This window comes from Myroides guanonis, assembly GCF_900114085.1.
In the GTDB taxonomy this organism is placed as follows: Bacteria; Bacteroidota; Bacteroidia; order Flavobacteriales; family Flavobacteriaceae; genus Flavobacterium; species Flavobacterium guanonis.
The window spans coordinates 335,774-351,271 of the sequence record NZ_FORU01000001.1 but is presented as its reverse complement, the minus strand read 5'-3'; the positions used below and the strand labels follow the sequence as shown (position 1 = coordinate 351,271).

Here is a 15,498-nt window from a genome sequence, read left to right as displayed (position 1 = left end):
ATTGTATTTTGCTCTAATTAGATAGAACCATAAATATGAGAAATTTTATCACGATTAGTGTTTGGATCTTAATAGCATTTATTCAATTAATAGTGTTGAATATTTTTAAAAAAAATCCTGAATGGGTAGAATATTATTATACCAATACATTTTATTTTCATACTAGTCAGGTAATCAGATTTACTTTTGGAAAATTCCCCTTTTCTGTTGGAGATATCCTATATACTTTCATAATTACTTATGTAATATTTAAAATATTCATCCTTTTTAAAAATAAAAATGGAATTAAAAAATTAATATTCCAATTATCACAACTCCTAATAAAGGTTGTAATAGTATTTTTTTTGATATTTAATATACTTTGGGGATTTAACAACTATAGAATCCCATTGAACCAACAATTAAATATCGATACCCAGTATACACAAGAAGAACTTCTCAATATCACAAGTAGACTCATTGAAAAAGCAAATCGATTACAAATTCAAATAAATTCCGATTCAACACAACCAGTCAAAATAAATTATCCAACTAACAAAATATTAGTAGATGCTCAAAAAGGTGTAAGGCAATTAAACTCGGATTTAAATTGGAAAGAATTTAAAAACAACTCTTTAAAGAAATCATTTTTAAGTCTACCTCTAACATATATGGGTTTTTCTGGATATTTAAACCCTTTTACAAATGAAGCGCAAGTAAACTATAAAATACCTAAAATTGGAATGATTGTCACTGCCACACATGAAACAGCACATCAAATGGGAATAGCGAAAGAAAGCGAGGCTAATTTAATAGGATACTTAGGAGCTTTAAAACAACAAGATATTCTCTATCAATATGCGGCAACTATTTATGCACTTCGATTTTGTTTAAGTACATTAGAAAGAAATTCTTATAGTAATTTAAACCAATTTACCAGTAAAATATCAGAAGGGGTGTTATTTAATTTAAATGAAAGTCAGCTTTTTTGGAGTCAATATAAAGGACCTTCAAATACTTTTTTTAAAATGTTTTATGGTAATTTCTTAAAGGCAACAAATCAAAAGGAAGGAATATATTCTTACAATCGATTTGTAGACCTATTGATCAACTACCATAAAACAGTATCTCTATAAGGAAGTTTATATTAATTCATGTTCTGAGGAAAGCTCTCTTCGTTCTTTCGCTTATAAGGACGAACTATAAGACGTCCTTGTCTATCAAACACTAAATAATTATAAACCCAATTCCAAAAAACAACCAATTTATTTCGAAATCCAATAAGCGATATTAAATGTATAAACATCCAAACAAACCAAGCGAATACACCACTAAATTGCCATTTTGGTAAATCTACTACAGCCTTATTTCTTCCAATAGTAGCCATAGAACCTTTATCATTATAAACAAACGGTTTTAAAGGTTTGTTTTTTGCTATTCGAACCAAATTACTAGCTAACAAATCTCCTTGTTGAATAGCAGGCTGTGCCATCATAGGGTGTCCCATTGGAGTTTGTTCGGTAATAACGCTAGCCACATCTCCAATTGCAAAAATATCAGTAAACCCTTCAACCTGATTAAACTCATTCACCTTCAATCTATTTCCGCGTTGAATAATAGTCTCTTCAAAACCATCTATTGTTGCCCCCATCACTCCAGCGGTCCATATAACCGTCTCCGTATTGAAAGTTCTTCCAGATTTGGTGGATACTTTATTATTTCTATAATCAATTACTTGTTCATTTAACCAAATATCAACCCCTAATTTCCTTAAGAACTCAAAAGCCTTTTGTGATGATTTATCAGACATTGCATCCAAAACCTTTCCTGAACCTTGAATTAAATTGATTTCCATTTTACGAATATCTAAATCCGGATAATCTTTAGGTAAAACATGCTTCTTCATTTCCGCAAATGCACCTGCTAGTTCGACACCTGTAGGTCCTGCTCCAACAATAACAAAATTCATTAAAGCTTCTTGTTCTTTAATATCATTAGTCAATAAAGCAGCTTCAAAATTCTCCAATACCAAACTCCTAATATTCAATGACTGAGGAATTGTCTTCATTGCCATACTATTTTTTCGTATTTCCTCATTTCCGAAAAAATTCGTCTTAGATCCAGTAGCAATTACCAAATAATCAAAATAAATAGTACCTATATCAGCTATTACCTTCTTTCCTTCAGTATCAATACGCTCAACTTCCGCCAAACGAAAATAAAAATCATTATAATTTTGTACGACTTTACGAATAGGATAGGCAATAGATCCTGATTCCAAACCTCCGGTTGCAACCTGGTAAAGTAAAGGTTGAAAAGTATGATAATTGTGTTTATCCAATAATACTACTTGAAAATCTTTATTCTTTAATTTTTTTGCCAATGATAAACCACCAAAACCACCTCCGATTATTACTACTCTAGGATTACTCGATGTAGGAATGTTCATTTTAGTCATACTGTATTTTTTAGTACCACAAATTTAAGAAGTTTATCTCAGAGTAAAATTCATTTTAGAAAACATTATCCTTTTTAAAATTAAAAGCTATTTTTGAGTGTAACAATTTTTAGTTATTACGTCTAATGGCTATGGATCCAAACAAAGAACTGGAATTTATAAATCTACTCGATGAGAATCAGAATCTTATTCACAAGGTATGTCGGCTATATACCAATGACGAAGCTTCTCACAAGGATTTGTTTCAAGAAATTTCAATACAACTTTGGAATGCATATCCAAAGTTTAGAGGGGATTCCAAATTTACTACATGGGCCTACAGAATAGCATTAAATACAGCCATCTCATTATTTAGGAAGAAAAAAAGGACAATTAGCACTATAGAATTTGACTCCACGGTACATCGTTTTGAATATAAAGATTATGATTATGAAGAAGAGGAGAAATTAAAGCAACTTTACAAGGGTATTTCCAATTTGAACGACATTGAAAAGGCTCTAATTTTCATGTACCTTGAAGACAAAGATTATCAAGAAATTTCAGAAGTATTAGGAATATCACAAATTAATGCAAGAGTTAGAATGAACAGGGTTAAAAACAAATTAAAACAATTATTAAACCCTTAATTAAGAGCAGAGCGATTATGGATGAATTAGACATTCTAAAGAAACACTGGAAAGAAAATCAAAAATTTCCAAAACTAACACAAGAAGAAATAAGATCGATGATTCATAAAAAATCATCATCTATAGTGATGTGGATTTTTATTATAAGCATTATTGAATTTATAATTCTTAATGTAATCGGTTATATTATTCCCAACGATAAAGGAGTTAAAACAAACATTCCCCTTGTTGAATCTTTTCTAGATAAATTTGAATATTTAAGCATATTAACATCTATTATTTTTGTGTTTCTATTTTATAAAAATTACAGAAAGATAAAAGTCTATTCTTCTTCCAAAGAATTAATGACACAAATAATCAAAACAAAGAAAACTGTAAACTATTATATTTATATAAACATTGCCTTTATATTAATTAGCTTGTGCTTTGTGTTTTTCAGTATATGTTATTATGAACCAACACTACTATCAGAAAATTCAAAAAACATATTTGTATTGATAGGTGTTTTTATTATAATAACTTTGTTTTTTATAGCAATAGTCTGGTTATTTTATAAGTTAATATATGGAATATTACTAAAGAAACTTACAAAGAATCTTAAAGAGCTTGAAAAAATAAATGAAGACCCAATTTAAATTGCGAACTTTACGAAAGTACTTTTTAAATACCTTATAAATGACAATCACACAATTAACATACGTTCTTGCTGTAGCTGAACATAAAAACTTCACACAAGCTGCTGAAAAAAGTTTTGTTACACAACCTACATTAAGTATGCAAATACAAAAATTAGAGGAAGAATTACAAGTACAGTTATTTGATAGAACAACCAAACCTATTCAACCAACTGAAATAGGAGAAATCATCATCAAACAAGCTAGGAGAATTGTTAATGAATCAGATAGAATCAAGGATTTGATAGACCAACAAAAAGGTTTTATAGGTGGAGAATTTCGCCTAGGAATAATTCCAACGGTCACTCCTACATTATTACCAATGTTCTTAAAATCATTTACGAACAGGCACAATAAAGTAAATTTGATTATTGAGGAACTAACTACAGAAGATATTATTCAACGCATTAGAAACGGACAATTAGACGCAGCTATAGTTGCGACACCATTATTAGAGCCAGATCTAATGGAAAGCGTTCTATATTATGAACCATTTGTAGGCTATATACCAGAAGAATTTAGAGAATCTGATGTAAAGGAAATTTCCACGAACTCCTTAGATTTAAAAAATCTTCTATTATTACAAGATGGACATTGTTTTAGAGATGGAATACTCAATATTTGTAAAAATGATAAACTTGGTGATACTAAATCATTTAAAATAGAAAGTGGAAGTTTCGAAACATTAGTAAAGCTTTCAAATGAAGGATTTGGATATACTCTACTTCCTTATCTACATACATTGAGCTTAAGCGAAAACGATAAGAAGAATTTAATAAACTTTTCAGATCCAAAGCCTGCAAGGGAAATCAGTTTAATATACTCTCAAAACGAGTTAAAAATACAAATAATAAAAGCTTTACAAGAATCTATATCAGGTATAATAAGAGGTGCAATAGCATTTCATAATGTAGAAATTATAAGTCCTAAGAAACAAAAATAACATAGAAATTCGAATAGAAGAGTAATAAATAAAAAAAGGCTGTTTTAAATTTAAAACAGCCTTTTTTTATTTAGTTTGCGTCTTCGTTAGACTTAACTACTAATCTAAATCCTTCTCCATGAATATTCAAAATTTCAACATTCTCGTCTAATTTCAAATATTTTCTCAATTTTGCAATATATACATCCATACTTCTAGATGTAAAATAATTGTCATCTCTCCAGATTTTCGTTAAAGCTACTTCACGAGGCATTAAATCATTTTCATAAACAGCTAACATTTTTAGCAATTCATTTTCTTTTGGAGAAAGTTTGATAGGCTCATCATTCTCAAAAGTTAAGAATCTCAATTTAGAATTCAAATGGAACTTACCTATTTGAAATTCAAATTTCGTATTATCTGTTTTAATCTCTGAAGATTTTCTATGGATGATAGCTTTAATTTTCATTAGCAAAACTTCTGAATCGAATGGCTTGTTCAAATAGTCGTCTGCTCCTACCTTATATCCTTTTAAAACATCTTCTTTCATTGATTTTGCAGTCAAGAAAATGATTGGAATCTCTTTGTTTTTCTCTCTAATTTCTTTCGCTAATGTAAAGCCATCTTTATAAGGCATCATAACGTCTAAAATACAAAGATCGAAAGTTTCTCTTTTAAACTTTTCAAAACCTTCCATTCCGTTTTTAGCTAATGTGACTTCAAAGTCATTGATTGCTAAATAATCCTTAAGGATAGCTCCGAAATTCGGGTCATCCTCAACTAATAAAATCCTTTTGTTGTTTGTTGTTTCCATATATACTAATTTATTAATGGCAATTTAATAATAAAGGTACTACCGATACCTTTTTCACTCTCTACATAGATTTGAGCATTGTGATCTTCAATAATTTGTTGCACGTATGCTAATCCCAAACCATGTCCTTTTACATTGTGTAAATCACCTGTATGCTCCCTATAGAACTTTTCAAAAATTCTTTTTTGAGCTGATTTACTCATTCCAACACCCTTATCCTGTATTTTAATTAAAATATAATCTTTAATATTTTCTGTATAAATATCAATCCTAGGAGAATCCGCTGAATATTTGATAGCATTATCCAAAATATTCACTAGCACACTCGTGAAGTGAAACTCATTTAACAATGCATTTGTTCTCAAAGCATTCAGATGCATCTTTATCTCTCCCCCTCTATCTTGGACAATTAAACTAACGTGATCTAACGCAGTTTCAATTATCTCATGAACATCCATTCCTTCTTTTTCGATATCTAGCTCTCTTCTTTCAAGCTTAGAAATTCTTAAAACATTTTCAACTTGAGCATGCATTCTGCGATTTTCATCCTTAATCATCTGCAAATAGCGTGCTACTTTCTCAGGATCTCCAATTACTTTAGGATTTCTAATTGCATCTAAAGCTAAATTGATAGTAGCAATTGGTGTTTTGAACTCATGCGTCATATTATTAATGAAATCAGTCTTGATTTCAGAAATCTGCTTTTGTTTAATTAACTGATTAATAGCACTAAAATAAGCAGCTATAATCACTATAGTAAACAATATCGACAACATTGTAATCCCAAACAAAGAAGAAAATAAATACTTACTCTTATTGGGGAAGCTTAAATAGAGTTGATACTTGCTTCTACCTTCATTATCCGCTAGAATAGATACCCCATATGTAGAACCTTTTTCGTATACAAAGTCGTCTGATTTTACTTTTGTCGCTAGGCCATTATTGTATACCCCAAATTCAAAAGTTGCAGTTACTCCATATTGTTTTAATTCATTTCGCAGTAAATCTCTTAACTCATCTTTAGAGATACGCTCATCTATTCTTCTTAAAGACACTATATCTTTAAAATAAATATCAAACTGAGCTTTATCTAAAATGTCTAAATTCTCAGTTTTCTCCACAATTTCACTTGGGAATGTACTATTTACAGTGTTAGTCTCATCAATCGTATTTCCTTTAAAAATTTCGGTTTTACGTTTAGATACCAAATTTTTCACGCTAATACTATCGTCAAGTTGATTATCAAAGAACGACCTTTTTATATTAAAATCTTCTAATACTAGAGTATTAGAATAAATTACTTGTTCATTAGTATTAGGATTTCTTTCCACATACATGAATTGCTTTAACTCACTCTGTTTGGGAGGAACCCCAATACTATCTTTTAATTCATTATATTTTCTATAAAAATTGGTGGCTTCATTTTGCTGTATCTGATTGGCTACATTCCCAATAACTTGTTGTACGTGAAAACGAAACTGCTCTTCATTATTCTTATAGGACGAATTAATCCAATAAAGTTGCACAATTATGATTCCTATTAAGGAAAGACTCATGACTGATACTAAAACTCGAAACTTTATCTTATTCATTGTTTATCAAAATTAACATATTTAAATAGCATAAAATAGCTATTAACAAAGAATTAACTTTTAAGAAAAGATGATTTTTAACTTAAAAAATCACGGATAATCATTAAAACCTCTTTTTCTACTTCTTTTATATCTATATTTTTAATTATAAAATCACTTAATTTCCCTTTTTCATAATCCGAAATTTGTTGATTTATAATTTTCTTCACTCCTTCTTTTGATACTCCATCGCGTTCCACTACTCTACGAATTCGCACCTCTTCTGGGGCTGTAACCAAAATTATCTTCTCACACGCAGACTGTGAATTTGTTTCAAATAAAATAGCCGATTCTTTCAAGACATATGCTTTATCTGAATGACTCCTAACCCAATCCTTAAAATCATTTGCCACTGCTGGATGAACAATAGAATTTAACCTATCCAACAATTCCTTGTTATCAAAAACTAATTCACGAATCTTCTTTCTATCTAGTATTCCTTCTTGAATAACAGGTTCTTCAAAAATAGTTTGTATCTGTTGAATAATCTCTGACTGCATCATAATTAATTTTGCTCTCTCATCAGATATATACACAGGTATTCCGTGTTTTTCAAACATGCGAGCAACCGTAGTTTTACCACTACCTATACCACCTGTTAAACAAATTACTTTGGTCATTATTTTTCCAATTTAAAAAACATTTCTGGCATACTTTCCTCAGCTCTTTTCCCTATAACAAACAACTTATATGTTGAAATCAAAAAACCATTTCCATATCCATAAAATTGGATTAATGTTGCCATTATTGTTAAAACACTAATATTAATACTTCTTTCCTTAATATAACAAGCTATCGCTAAAGTGACTAAATAAGTTAAATAAAATACTATAGGTAAATAGACGCCAACAAAAATCAACAAAAGACTAACAATCATTCCCAAACAAAAAAAAGCAGGAAACCAATACGTTAGTTTTGAATATTCAGGGTATCTCTGGTTCAATATGGGACGTGCCTTACCAAACTTATTTACTTGCTGATAAAACTTCTTCCAATCAATACGTCTTTTATGATAAACAAAAGCATTTGGAAACAAATCACTGCTAAAACCTTTGTTCCAAAGTCGAATTGACAAATCAGGATCTTCTCCTGGATGAATAGAACCGAATCCTTCAGTGGCTTCGAATGCTTTTCTTGATATCCCCATATTAAAACTCCTTGGTTGAAATTTTGACAACCTTTCCGAAGTACCTCGTATTCCTCCAGTAGTTAAAATAGAAGTCATAGTAAAATTAATTGCCTTTTGAATATCTGTAAAGCTAGGTAATGCAGCATCAGGACCACCAAAACAATCAACATACTTTTGAGTTAAATATGTATCCACTTCTTCCAAATATTCAATAGGTAAAATACAATCTGAATCCAAGATAATAAAATAATCACCTTTAGCTCTTTTCATCCCATAATTTCTAGAATTTCCTGGTCCAGAATTTTCTTTAAAAAAATACGATATGGACAATTGGTCACTATAATTAACTATAATATCCTTACAATCATTAGAAGAACCATCCTCTACAATAACCACTTCAAAATCTTTTTTATAAGTTTGACGAGTCATACTTTCAAGTAACTCTTGAATTTCATCCGGTCTATTATATACCGGTATTATAAAAGAATAGTACATTATAAATTTTTACTAAAAGATTTAACAAATGTATTGTTTAGTATTGTAATAAAGAAATAGATGACTATATTTATCAATATAATTTATTAAACTTCTAAAGCATTTAACAATGAAAATCAAAAGATTTTATTTGTTTTTACGCTTTTTATACAATTAAATCTTTAAAACATGAATATAATTAAAATCTTATGGATAGATGATGAAGTAGAATTATTGAAACCACATATCATCTTTTTAGAAAAAAAAGGATATGAGGTAACAACTTCTACAAACGGAAGAGATGCAGTTGAGTTATTTAAAGATAATCTGTATGATGTCGTATTTTTAGATGAAAATATGCCGGGTTTAAGTGGACTTGAAACACTTCAAATGATTAAAACAATTCGTTCTGCCACACCAATTATAATGATTACCAAAAGCGAAGAGGAATACATCATGGAGGAAGCAATAGGTTCCAAAATATCAGATTACCTAATTAAACCAGTCAATCCAAATCAAATACTATTAAGTTTAAAAAAGAACCTAGACCATTCTCGTTTAGTTTCTGAAAAATCCTCTTCAAGCTATCAAAGGGAGTTTAGAAATATTTCGATGGAACTTATGCATGCCAATACACACGAAGACTGGTTATCCATCTACAGAAAGCTTATATATTGGGAAATAAAACTAGAAGAAATTGAAGATCAAAACCTTATAGCTATATTAGATAATCAAAAGTCTGAAGCTAATCTCCTGTTTGGTAAATTCATAGAGAAACAATACGAGAACTGGATACAAAATCCTGAAGATAGTCCCGTATTATCACATCAAATATTTAGGAAATGGGTGCTACCTGAAATCAAATCAAATGAAAACATACTATTTATAGTAATAGACAATCTTCGTTTTGATCAATGGAGATCTTTTGAAAGTATTGTAAACAACCATTACAAAATCGAGGAAGAAAAAGGTTTTTACTCTATTTTACCCACTGCTACTCAATATGCCAGAAATGCAATATTCTCTGGATTAACACCCTTACAAATGGAAAAGCAATTTCCTGAATATTGGAAAAACGATACTGAAGAAGGTGGTAAAAACCTATTCGAGGCAGAATTCTTAGAAGAACAACTCAAGCGCTTGAGGTTAACTATTAAGAGCAGTTATTTCAAAATAACCAATCAGCGAGAAGGAAAAAAATTAGTTGAAAATTTCAAAACATTAAAAGACAACAAGTTAATTAGTATAGTCTATAATTTTGTTGATATGATATCTCATGCTAAAACAGAAATGGAAGTCATCAAAGAGCTTGCATCTAACGACAAAGCCTACCGCTCCCTTACTAAAAGTTGGTTTCAAAACTCCCCTTTACTAGAAATAATACAACAAGCGCAACTAGCCGGTTTCAAATTAATAATAACAACAGACCACGGAACAATTAACTGTAAAAACCCCTCTAAAGTTATTGGAGACAAACAAACAAGCTTAAATTTGAGATACAAAACAGGAAAAAGCTTAACTTTTGAAGAAAAAGATGTTTATCAAGTTAAAGACCCTAAAAAAATAGAACTACCAGCAATTAATTTAAGTAGTTCATTTATTTTTGCAAAGAATGATTATTTCTTAGCCTACGCAAATAATTTTAATTACTATGCGAGCTATTTTAAAAATACGTATCAACACGGAGGTATTTCATTAGAAGAGATGATTGTTCCCTTTATAATTTTAAACCCAAGATAAATGGAATTTACTTTCACTATAAATGAAATTGAAGGCATAGCAAAGAAACTATTGACACAATTAGAGCATAAAGTAGTTTTATTTGATGCAGAAATGGGAGTAGGAAAAACAACATTAATTAAAGAACTAGTTAAAGAATTAGGAGTAAAAGACCCTACAAATAGTCCTACCTTTTCTATAGTCAATGAGTATCTCTCAGAAACCACAGGAAACACTGTTTATCATTTCGACTTATATAGAATAGAAGATGAAGAAGAAGCCTACGACATGGGCTTGGATGAATATTTGGATTCTGGTAATTGGTGCTTTATCGAATGGCCAGAAAAAACACCTAACTTAATACCTATAGCCCATTCCACCATAAAAATAAATCTACTCCAAGATGGAAGTAGAAAGCTTACTTTAAACAATTAATCATGGCAATCAGTACCCCTTTTAGCTCTAAAGATTTACTTCCTCAAGAAGAATGCTTAATGATTCAACATAAAAAGGATTCATTATACATCGGATTACCAAAGGAAAAACATTCTACAGAAAAAAGAATAGCGCTAACACCTGAAGGAGTTCATACACTGATAAATAATGGACACAGAGTACTTTTAGAAGCTGGAGCAGGAGAAGCTGCCTCCTATTCTGATATAGAATACAGCAAAGCAGGAGCTGAAATCACTCATGATACCAAAAAAGTATTTGCTTGCCCCATAGTTGTTAAGATAGCACCTCCGACAATTGAAGAATTAGAATGGATGAAACCTAGTAGTGTATTATGGTCTACTATACAATTAAAAACCTTAGCCAGAACATACTTCGAAAAACTACAATCAAAAAAAATCACCAGTTTAGGTATAGATTTTATTAAAGAAAAAAACGGAAGTATTCCTGCATCTCATGCACTGAGTGAAATTGCAGGAATTTCATCTATACTAATTGCGTCAGAACTTATGGCAACCGTTCATAGGGGTAAAGGACTATTGTTTGGAAATATAACAGGAGTTCCACCAACAGAGGTTGTAATTTTGGGAGCTGGAATAGTTGCTGAATATGCAGCTAGAACAGCTATTGGAATTGGAGCAAACGTAAGAGTCTTTGACAATTCTCTTCAAAAATTAAAACGTTTACAAAACAATCTACCATTTAGAATATCAACATCCACACTCCAAGAAAAAGTGCTTTTAAAAGCATTAATGCGTTGTGATGTAGCAATAGGCGCCATAAAAGGCAAAAATAGATCTCCTATAGTTGTCACGGAAACCATGGTAGAACACATGAAAAAAGATTCTATCATAATGGATGTTTCTATTGATTCAGGAGGTTGTTTTGAAACATCGGAACTAACAACACATGAAAACCCAACTATTACAAAAAGCGGAGTCATTCATTATGGTGTTCCAAATATTACTTCCCGATACTCTAAAACAGCATCGATGTCAATTAATAATATAGTAACTCCTCTCTTACTCGATTTTGCAGATGCAGGTGGATTAAAAAATATATTATCAAACGAAAATAGTCTTTATACAGGAATCTATATGTATAAGGGAATAGTAACTAATAAGGCAGTCGCTGATTGGTTTGATTTAGATTTTAGGGATATCAAGCTCTATGCTTTTTAAAATTATTATAAAATCGTAGCTTTCAACTTTTGATTTGCTAATTTTGCAAAAAAAATATCAATCATGAAATTTACGCAACGTTTAGCTTATTACCTTTTTGGTCTACTTATAGGAGGAATGTTTCTCGTATTCTTCTTTGGTGAGAAAAAAACTCGTTTTTGTTATTTTCCCAATTGTAGAGTATTAAAAGACTTAAGAAATAAACCACTACTATATTCCAATGTTGCAGAGCAAAAATTAGCAGAAGATTGGATAGATATTGAAGACATACGCAACTGTTTAACTAATGGAAAAATTGATTTTTCAGAAAGTAAAAAAGAAGTTGAAAAAGGAAAACTATATGTAATTAAAGGAAAAACTATTAAAGATGAACCGATTACTGTAGAAATGATTAATTATGAAGAAAGAGTATTACTATACGACGTTAAAAAAGATTAATTAAGTGCTTGCATAGGATATAATTTACATTATATTTGCAACTGCAATTGGGGCGATTAGCTCAGTTGGTTCAGAGCACCTCGTTTACACCGAGGGGGTCGGGGGTTCGAATCCCTCATCGCCCACTTTCAAAGCACCTATTAAGGTGCTTTTTTTATTTTCACAAACAACTGTTTTTTATAGTTTCAAAACTTACTATCTTCGTCTCGTTATAGTTGTTGATATGCAGAATAATCTTTTAGATACCCCCATTGAATACTTAAAAGGAGTTGGACCTAATCGCGGTACTCTTCTCAAAAAAGAACTTGGAATTTTTAAATACAAAGACCTTCTTAGCCTCTATCCAAATAGATATATAGACCGGACACGATATTATAAAATCAACGAATTGATATCAACCAATTCAGAGGTGCAGGTAATAGGTAAAATTGTACACATTAAAATCGTAGAACAAAAAAGAGGAAAGCGCCTAGTAGCTATCTTTACTGATGGAGTTTCGGAAATGGAACTAGTTTGGTTTCAGGGTATAAAATGGGTACAAGAATCATTAAAACTAAATGAACCCTATGTTGCATTTGGAAAACTAAATCAATACGGAAAGACCTTTACAATGCCTCACCCAGAGCTAGACTTATGGGAAGAACACCAACAACAAATACAAAAAGGACTTCAACCTATATATCCTTCAACAGAAAAACTAAGTCAAAGAATTTCCAATAAATCAATGATAAAGCTTATGCAGCAACTTATCATTGAAACTCACACCCTATTTTCAGACAGCATACCACCAAAACTAATAGAAACACTCAACCTACTTCCACTACAACATGCACTAATTCAAATTCACTTCCCAAAAAATGCGGAACTTTTAGCAAGAGCTGAGTTTAGGTTAAAATTTGAAGAGCTATTCTATATTCAGTTACAACTATTATTAAAGAATATTAATAGAAAAAACAGAATCAAAGGGCATGCTTTTGAAAAAGTTGGCAACTACTTTACTAGTTTTTATGAAAACCACTTGCCATTTCCCCTAACAGGAGCTCAAAAACGCGTTATTAAAGAAATACGAAATGACATGGGCCGTCCAGTACAAATGAATCGACTACTTCAGGGAGATGTAGGTTCAGGAAAAACCATAGTCGCATTCATGAGTTGCTTAATAGCTCTGGACAATAATTACCAAACATGTATTGTAGCGCCTACTGAAATTCTAGCCAACCAGCATTACATAGGAATACAAGAACTAGCTAGTCCACTAGGACTGGAAGTTCGATTATTGACAGGTTCTACTAAAGCAGCAGAAAGAAGAGATCTACATAAAAAGTTAGAATCTGGAGAACTCCACATACTCATTGGAACACATGCACTTTTTGAAGATAAAGTAAAATTTAAAAATCTAGGATTAGCCATCATCGATGAACAACATCGTTTTGGAGTCGAGCAACGCTCCAAATTGTGGAAGAAAAATATAATTCCTCCACATATATTGGTTATGACTGCTACACCCATACCAAGAACATTAGCAATGAGTTTATATGGCGATTTAGACATATCTATTATAGACGAGCTACCACCAGGAAGAAAACCAATACAGACCCTACATTTTTTTGAAGGCAAAAGATTGCGAGTTTGGAAATTTGTAAAAGATGAAATTCAAAAAGGTCGACAAGTTTACATTGTATATCCACTAATACAAGAAAGCGAAACATTAGATTATAAAAATCTCATGGAAGGTTACGAAGGAATCTCAAGAGATTTCCCCCTACCCGATTATAGCGTGAGTATTGTACATGGACAAATGACTCCCGCAGAAAAAGACATTGAAATGGAACGTTTTGCTAGTGGAAAAACCAATATAATGATAGCAACAACAGTTATTGAAGTGGGTGTAAATGTTCCTAATGCAAGTGTTATGATAATCGAAAGTGCAGAACGTTTTGGATTATCACAATTGCATCAACTTAGAGGGCGAGTAGGTCGAGGTGCAGAACAAAGCTATTGTATTCTAATGACTGGCGAAAAACTTAGCAATGATTCAAAAGTTAGAATGGAAACGATGTGTAGAACCAATGATGGATTTGAAATTTCAGAAGTTGACTTAAAACTCCGAGGACCAGGAAATCTAATGGGCACACAGCAAAGTGGTGTATTAGCATTAAGAATAGCTGATCTTGTAAAGGACCAAGAAATATTACAAATTGCAAGGCATCATGCGATACAATTACTACAAGAAGACCCGCGCTTAGAAATAGAACAACATCAAAAATTAAAACAAACTATAATAGAACTATCTAAAAAGAGTACTATTTGGAATTATATAAGTTAAAACATGAAATTAGTATTCGCATCAAACAATAAGAATAAAATAAAAGAGATAAAAAGCCTTTTACCAGAAGGCATCGAAATCTTAAGCCTTGAAGACATAGGTTGCGTTATAGATATACCAGAAACAGCAGATACAATTGAAGGAAATGCTTTAATGAAAGCAAATTTCATTAAAAGACATTATGGTTATGACTGTTTTGCGGACGACACTGGCTTGGAAGTAAATTCATTAAACGGAGCTCCAGGCGTATATTCAGCACGATATGCAGGTGAAAGCCGAGATGATAAAGCAAATATGGAAAAACTCCTATTAAACCTAACCGAAAGTCAAGATCGTTCTGCGCATTTTAAAACAGTAATAGCTTTACATTACAAAGGTGAACAAAAACTTTTTACTGGATTAGTAGAAGGAACCATATTAAAAAAAGCAATAGGAAACGAAGGATTTGGCTATGACCCTATTTTTCAAGCAGATGGAATGAACAAATCCTTTGCTGAAATCAGTTTAAGTGATAAGAATAAAGTAAGCCATCGTGCAAAAGCGTTAAAACAATTGATAGAATTCTTAAAAATTCAATAGTTTTTAACCAATTTATTAAATTAATATTAATAATTATTTTTATTGTAGTGTATTTCAGCAATTAAAACTACCTTTGTGCCCTATTTTAAATTTAT

General features: G+C 31.1%; 15 protein-coding genes, 1 tRNA gene and 1 pseudogene. 11 read left to right on the top strand and 6 right to left on the bottom strand.

Features of this window, described 5'->3' with window-relative positions:
- Nucleotides 1-35 precede the first annotated feature (35 nt).
- A complete protein-coding gene (locus tag BM024_RS01540; protein WP_090677684.1) occupies nucleotides 36-1,115 on the top strand; it encodes a DUF3810 domain-containing protein in 1,080 nt (359 codons plus the stop codon).
- 11 nt (nucleotides 1,116-1,126) lie between these two features.
- Here BM024_RS01540 and BM024_RS01535 read toward each other — a convergent pair whose 3' ends face one another.
- Entirely contained in the window at nucleotides 1,127-2,428 is a 1,302-nt protein-coding gene (locus tag BM024_RS01535) for an NAD(P)/FAD-dependent oxidoreductase (RefSeq protein ID WP_090677779.1), read from the bottom strand.
- A 140-nt stretch (nucleotides 2,429-2,568) separates the two neighbouring features.
- Here BM024_RS01535 and BM024_RS01530 point away from each other — a divergent pair, with 140 nt between their 5' ends.
- From BM024_RS01530 to BM024_RS01520, 3 genes are read left to right on the top strand one after another with little or no spacing between them, the layout of a single operon-like run.
- Nucleotides 2,569-3,063 carry an RNA polymerase sigma factor gene (locus tag BM024_RS01530; RefSeq protein WP_090677778.1) on the top strand — a complete coding sequence of 165 codons (495 nt, stop codon included), beginning with the start codon at nucleotides 2,569-2,571 and terminating at the stop codon, nucleotides 3,061-3,063.
- A gap of 17 nt (nucleotides 3,064-3,080) precedes the next feature.
- Entirely contained in the window at nucleotides 3,081-3,698 is a 618-nt protein-coding gene (locus BM024_RS01525) for a hypothetical protein (RefSeq protein ID WP_090677683.1), read from the top strand.
- 40 nt (nucleotides 3,699-3,738) lie between these two features.
- On the top strand, nucleotides 3,739-4,680 hold the full coding sequence (locus tag BM024_RS01520) for a LysR family transcriptional regulator (protein ID WP_090677682.1): 942 nt from the start codon (nucleotides 3,739-3,741) through the stop codon (nucleotides 4,678-4,680).
- Between the two features lie 70 nt (nucleotides 4,681-4,750).
- Here BM024_RS01520 and BM024_RS01515 read toward each other — a convergent pair whose 3' ends face one another.
- The 4 genes from BM024_RS01515 to BM024_RS01500 form a co-directional block, all read right to left on the bottom strand.
- Complete coding sequence (locus BM024_RS01515) at nucleotides 4,751-5,473, bottom strand: response regulator transcription factor (RefSeq protein ID WP_090677681.1); 723 nt, start codon at nucleotides 5,471-5,473, stop codon at nucleotides 4,751-4,753.
- Between the two features lie 5 nt (nucleotides 5,474-5,478).
- The gene (locus BM024_RS01510; protein WP_090677680.1) at nucleotides 5,479-7,065 is read right to left on the bottom strand and encodes a sensor histidine kinase; all 1,587 of its coding nucleotides are present in this window, start codon (nucleotides 7,063-7,065) and stop codon (nucleotides 5,479-5,481) included.
- A gap of 77 nt (nucleotides 7,066-7,142) precedes the next feature.
- Nucleotides 7,143-7,724 carry a dephospho-CoA kinase gene (gene coaE / locus BM024_RS01505; protein WP_090677679.1) on the bottom strand — a complete coding sequence of 194 codons (582 nt, stop codon included), beginning with the start codon at nucleotides 7,722-7,724 and terminating at the stop codon, nucleotides 7,143-7,145.
- Nucleotides 7,724-8,728: a glycosyltransferase family 2 protein gene (locus BM024_RS01500; RefSeq protein ID WP_090677678.1), complete on the bottom strand. Its 1,005-nt coding sequence runs from the start codon at nucleotides 8,726-8,728 to the stop codon at nucleotides 7,724-7,726. The genes coaE and BM024_RS01500 overlap by 1 nt, the downstream gene beginning before the upstream one ends.
- 168 nt (nucleotides 8,729-8,896) lie before the next feature.
- Here BM024_RS01500 and porX point away from each other — a divergent pair, with 168 nt between their 5' ends.
- The 4 genes from porX (at nucleotide 8,897) to BM024_RS01480 (ending at nucleotide 12,498) form a co-directional block, all read left to right on the top strand.
- Nucleotides 8,897-10,447, top strand: coding sequence for a T9SS response regulator signal transducer PorX (porX, locus tag BM024_RS01495; RefSeq protein WP_090677677.1), 1,551 nt, complete (start codon nucleotides 8,897-8,899; stop codon nucleotides 10,445-10,447).
- Nucleotides 10,448-10,861, top strand: coding sequence for a tRNA (adenosine(37)-N6)-threonylcarbamoyltransferase complex ATPase subunit type 1 TsaE (gene tsaE, locus BM024_RS01490; RefSeq protein WP_090677676.1), 414 nt, complete (start codon nucleotides 10,448-10,450; stop codon nucleotides 10,859-10,861). It begins immediately after the preceding gene.
- Nucleotides 10,862-10,863: 2 nt separating this feature from the next.
- Nucleotides 10,864-12,060, top strand: a complete 1,197-nt coding sequence (locus BM024_RS01485) for an alanine dehydrogenase (protein ID WP_090677675.1) — start codon at nucleotides 10,864-10,866, stop codon at nucleotides 12,058-12,060.
- Between the two features lie 63 nt (nucleotides 12,061-12,123).
- Nucleotides 12,124-12,498 carry a DUF4258 domain-containing protein gene (locus tag BM024_RS01480; RefSeq protein ID WP_090677674.1) on the top strand — a complete coding sequence of 125 codons (375 nt, stop codon included), beginning with the start codon at nucleotides 12,124-12,126 and terminating at the stop codon, nucleotides 12,496-12,498.
- Here BM024_RS01480 and BM024_RS13875 read toward each other — a convergent pair.
- Nucleotides 12,485-12,553, bottom strand: a pseudogene (locus tag BM024_RS13875) (SWIM zinc finger family protein); the annotation flags it as partial. The gene BM024_RS01480 and the pseudogene BM024_RS13875 overlap by 14 nt on opposite strands.
- Here BM024_RS13875 and BM024_RS01475 point away from each other — a divergent pair.
- The 3 genes from BM024_RS01475 (at nucleotide 12,549) to BM024_RS01465 (ending at nucleotide 15,403) form a co-directional block, all read left to right on the top strand.
- Nucleotides 12,549-12,623: transfer RNA gene (locus BM024_RS01475), tRNA-Val, on the top strand. The pseudogene BM024_RS13875 and the gene BM024_RS01475 sit on opposite strands and share 5 nt — an antisense overlap.
- A 98-nt stretch (nucleotides 12,624-12,721) precedes the next feature.
- Nucleotides 12,722-14,824: an ATP-dependent DNA helicase RecG gene (gene recG, locus BM024_RS01470; RefSeq protein ID WP_090677673.1), complete on the top strand. Its 2,103-nt coding sequence runs from the start codon at nucleotides 12,722-12,724 to the stop codon at nucleotides 14,822-14,824.
- A 3-nt stretch (nucleotides 14,825-14,827) separates the two neighbouring features.
- Entirely contained in the window at nucleotides 14,828-15,403 is a 576-nt protein-coding gene (locus tag BM024_RS01465; RefSeq protein WP_090677672.1) for a non-canonical purine NTP diphosphatase, read from the top strand.
- Nucleotides 15,404-15,498 lie beyond the last annotated feature (95 nt).

Coding starts and splice junctions, on each gene's coding strand:
- BM024_RS01480 (WP_090677674.1), top strand. CDS start 12,124: ATGAAATTTACGCAACGTTTAGCTTATTACCTTTTTGGTCTACTTATA.
- BM024_RS01530 (WP_090677778.1), top strand. CDS start 2,569: ATGGATCCAAACAAAGAACTGGAATTTATAAATCTACTCGATGAGAAT.
- BM024_RS01515 (WP_090677681.1), bottom strand. CDS start 5,473: ATGGAAACAACAAACAACAAAAGGATTTTATTAGTTGAGGATGACCCG.
- porX (WP_090677677.1), top strand. CDS start 8,897: ATGAATATAATTAAAATCTTATGGATAGATGATGAAGTAGAATTATTG.
- BM024_RS01510 (WP_090677680.1), bottom strand. CDS start 7,065: ATGAATAAGATAAAGTTTCGAGTTTTAGTATCAGTCATGAGTCTTTCC.
- BM024_RS01535 (WP_090677779.1), bottom strand. CDS start 2,428: ATGAACATTCCTACATCGAGTAATCCTAGAGTAGTAATAATCGGAGGT.
- BM024_RS01540 (WP_090677684.1), top strand. CDS start 36: ATGAGAAATTTTATCACGATTAGTGTTTGGATCTTAATAGCATTTATT.
- recG (WP_090677673.1), top strand. CDS start 12,722: ATGCAGAATAATCTTTTAGATACCCCCATTGAATACTTAAAAGGAGTT.
- BM024_RS01500 (WP_090677678.1), bottom strand. CDS start 8,728: ATGTACTATTCTTTTATAATACCGGTATATAATAGACCGGATGAAATT.
- BM024_RS01520 (WP_090677682.1), top strand. CDS start 3,739: ATGACAATCACACAATTAACATACGTTCTTGCTGTAGCTGAACATAAA.
- tsaE (WP_090677676.1), top strand. CDS start 10,448: ATGGAATTTACTTTCACTATAAATGAAATTGAAGGCATAGCAAAGAAA.
- BM024_RS01465 (WP_090677672.1), top strand. CDS start 14,828: ATGAAATTAGTATTCGCATCAAACAATAAGAATAAAATAAAAGAGATA.
- BM024_RS01485 (WP_090677675.1), top strand. CDS start 10,864: ATGGCAATCAGTACCCCTTTTAGCTCTAAAGATTTACTTCCTCAAGAA.
- BM024_RS01525 (WP_090677683.1), top strand. CDS start 3,081: ATGGATGAATTAGACATTCTAAAGAAACACTGGAAAGAAAATCAAAAA.
- coaE (WP_090677679.1), bottom strand. CDS start 7,724: ATGACCAAAGTAATTTGTTTAACAGGTGGTATAGGTAGTGGTAAAACT.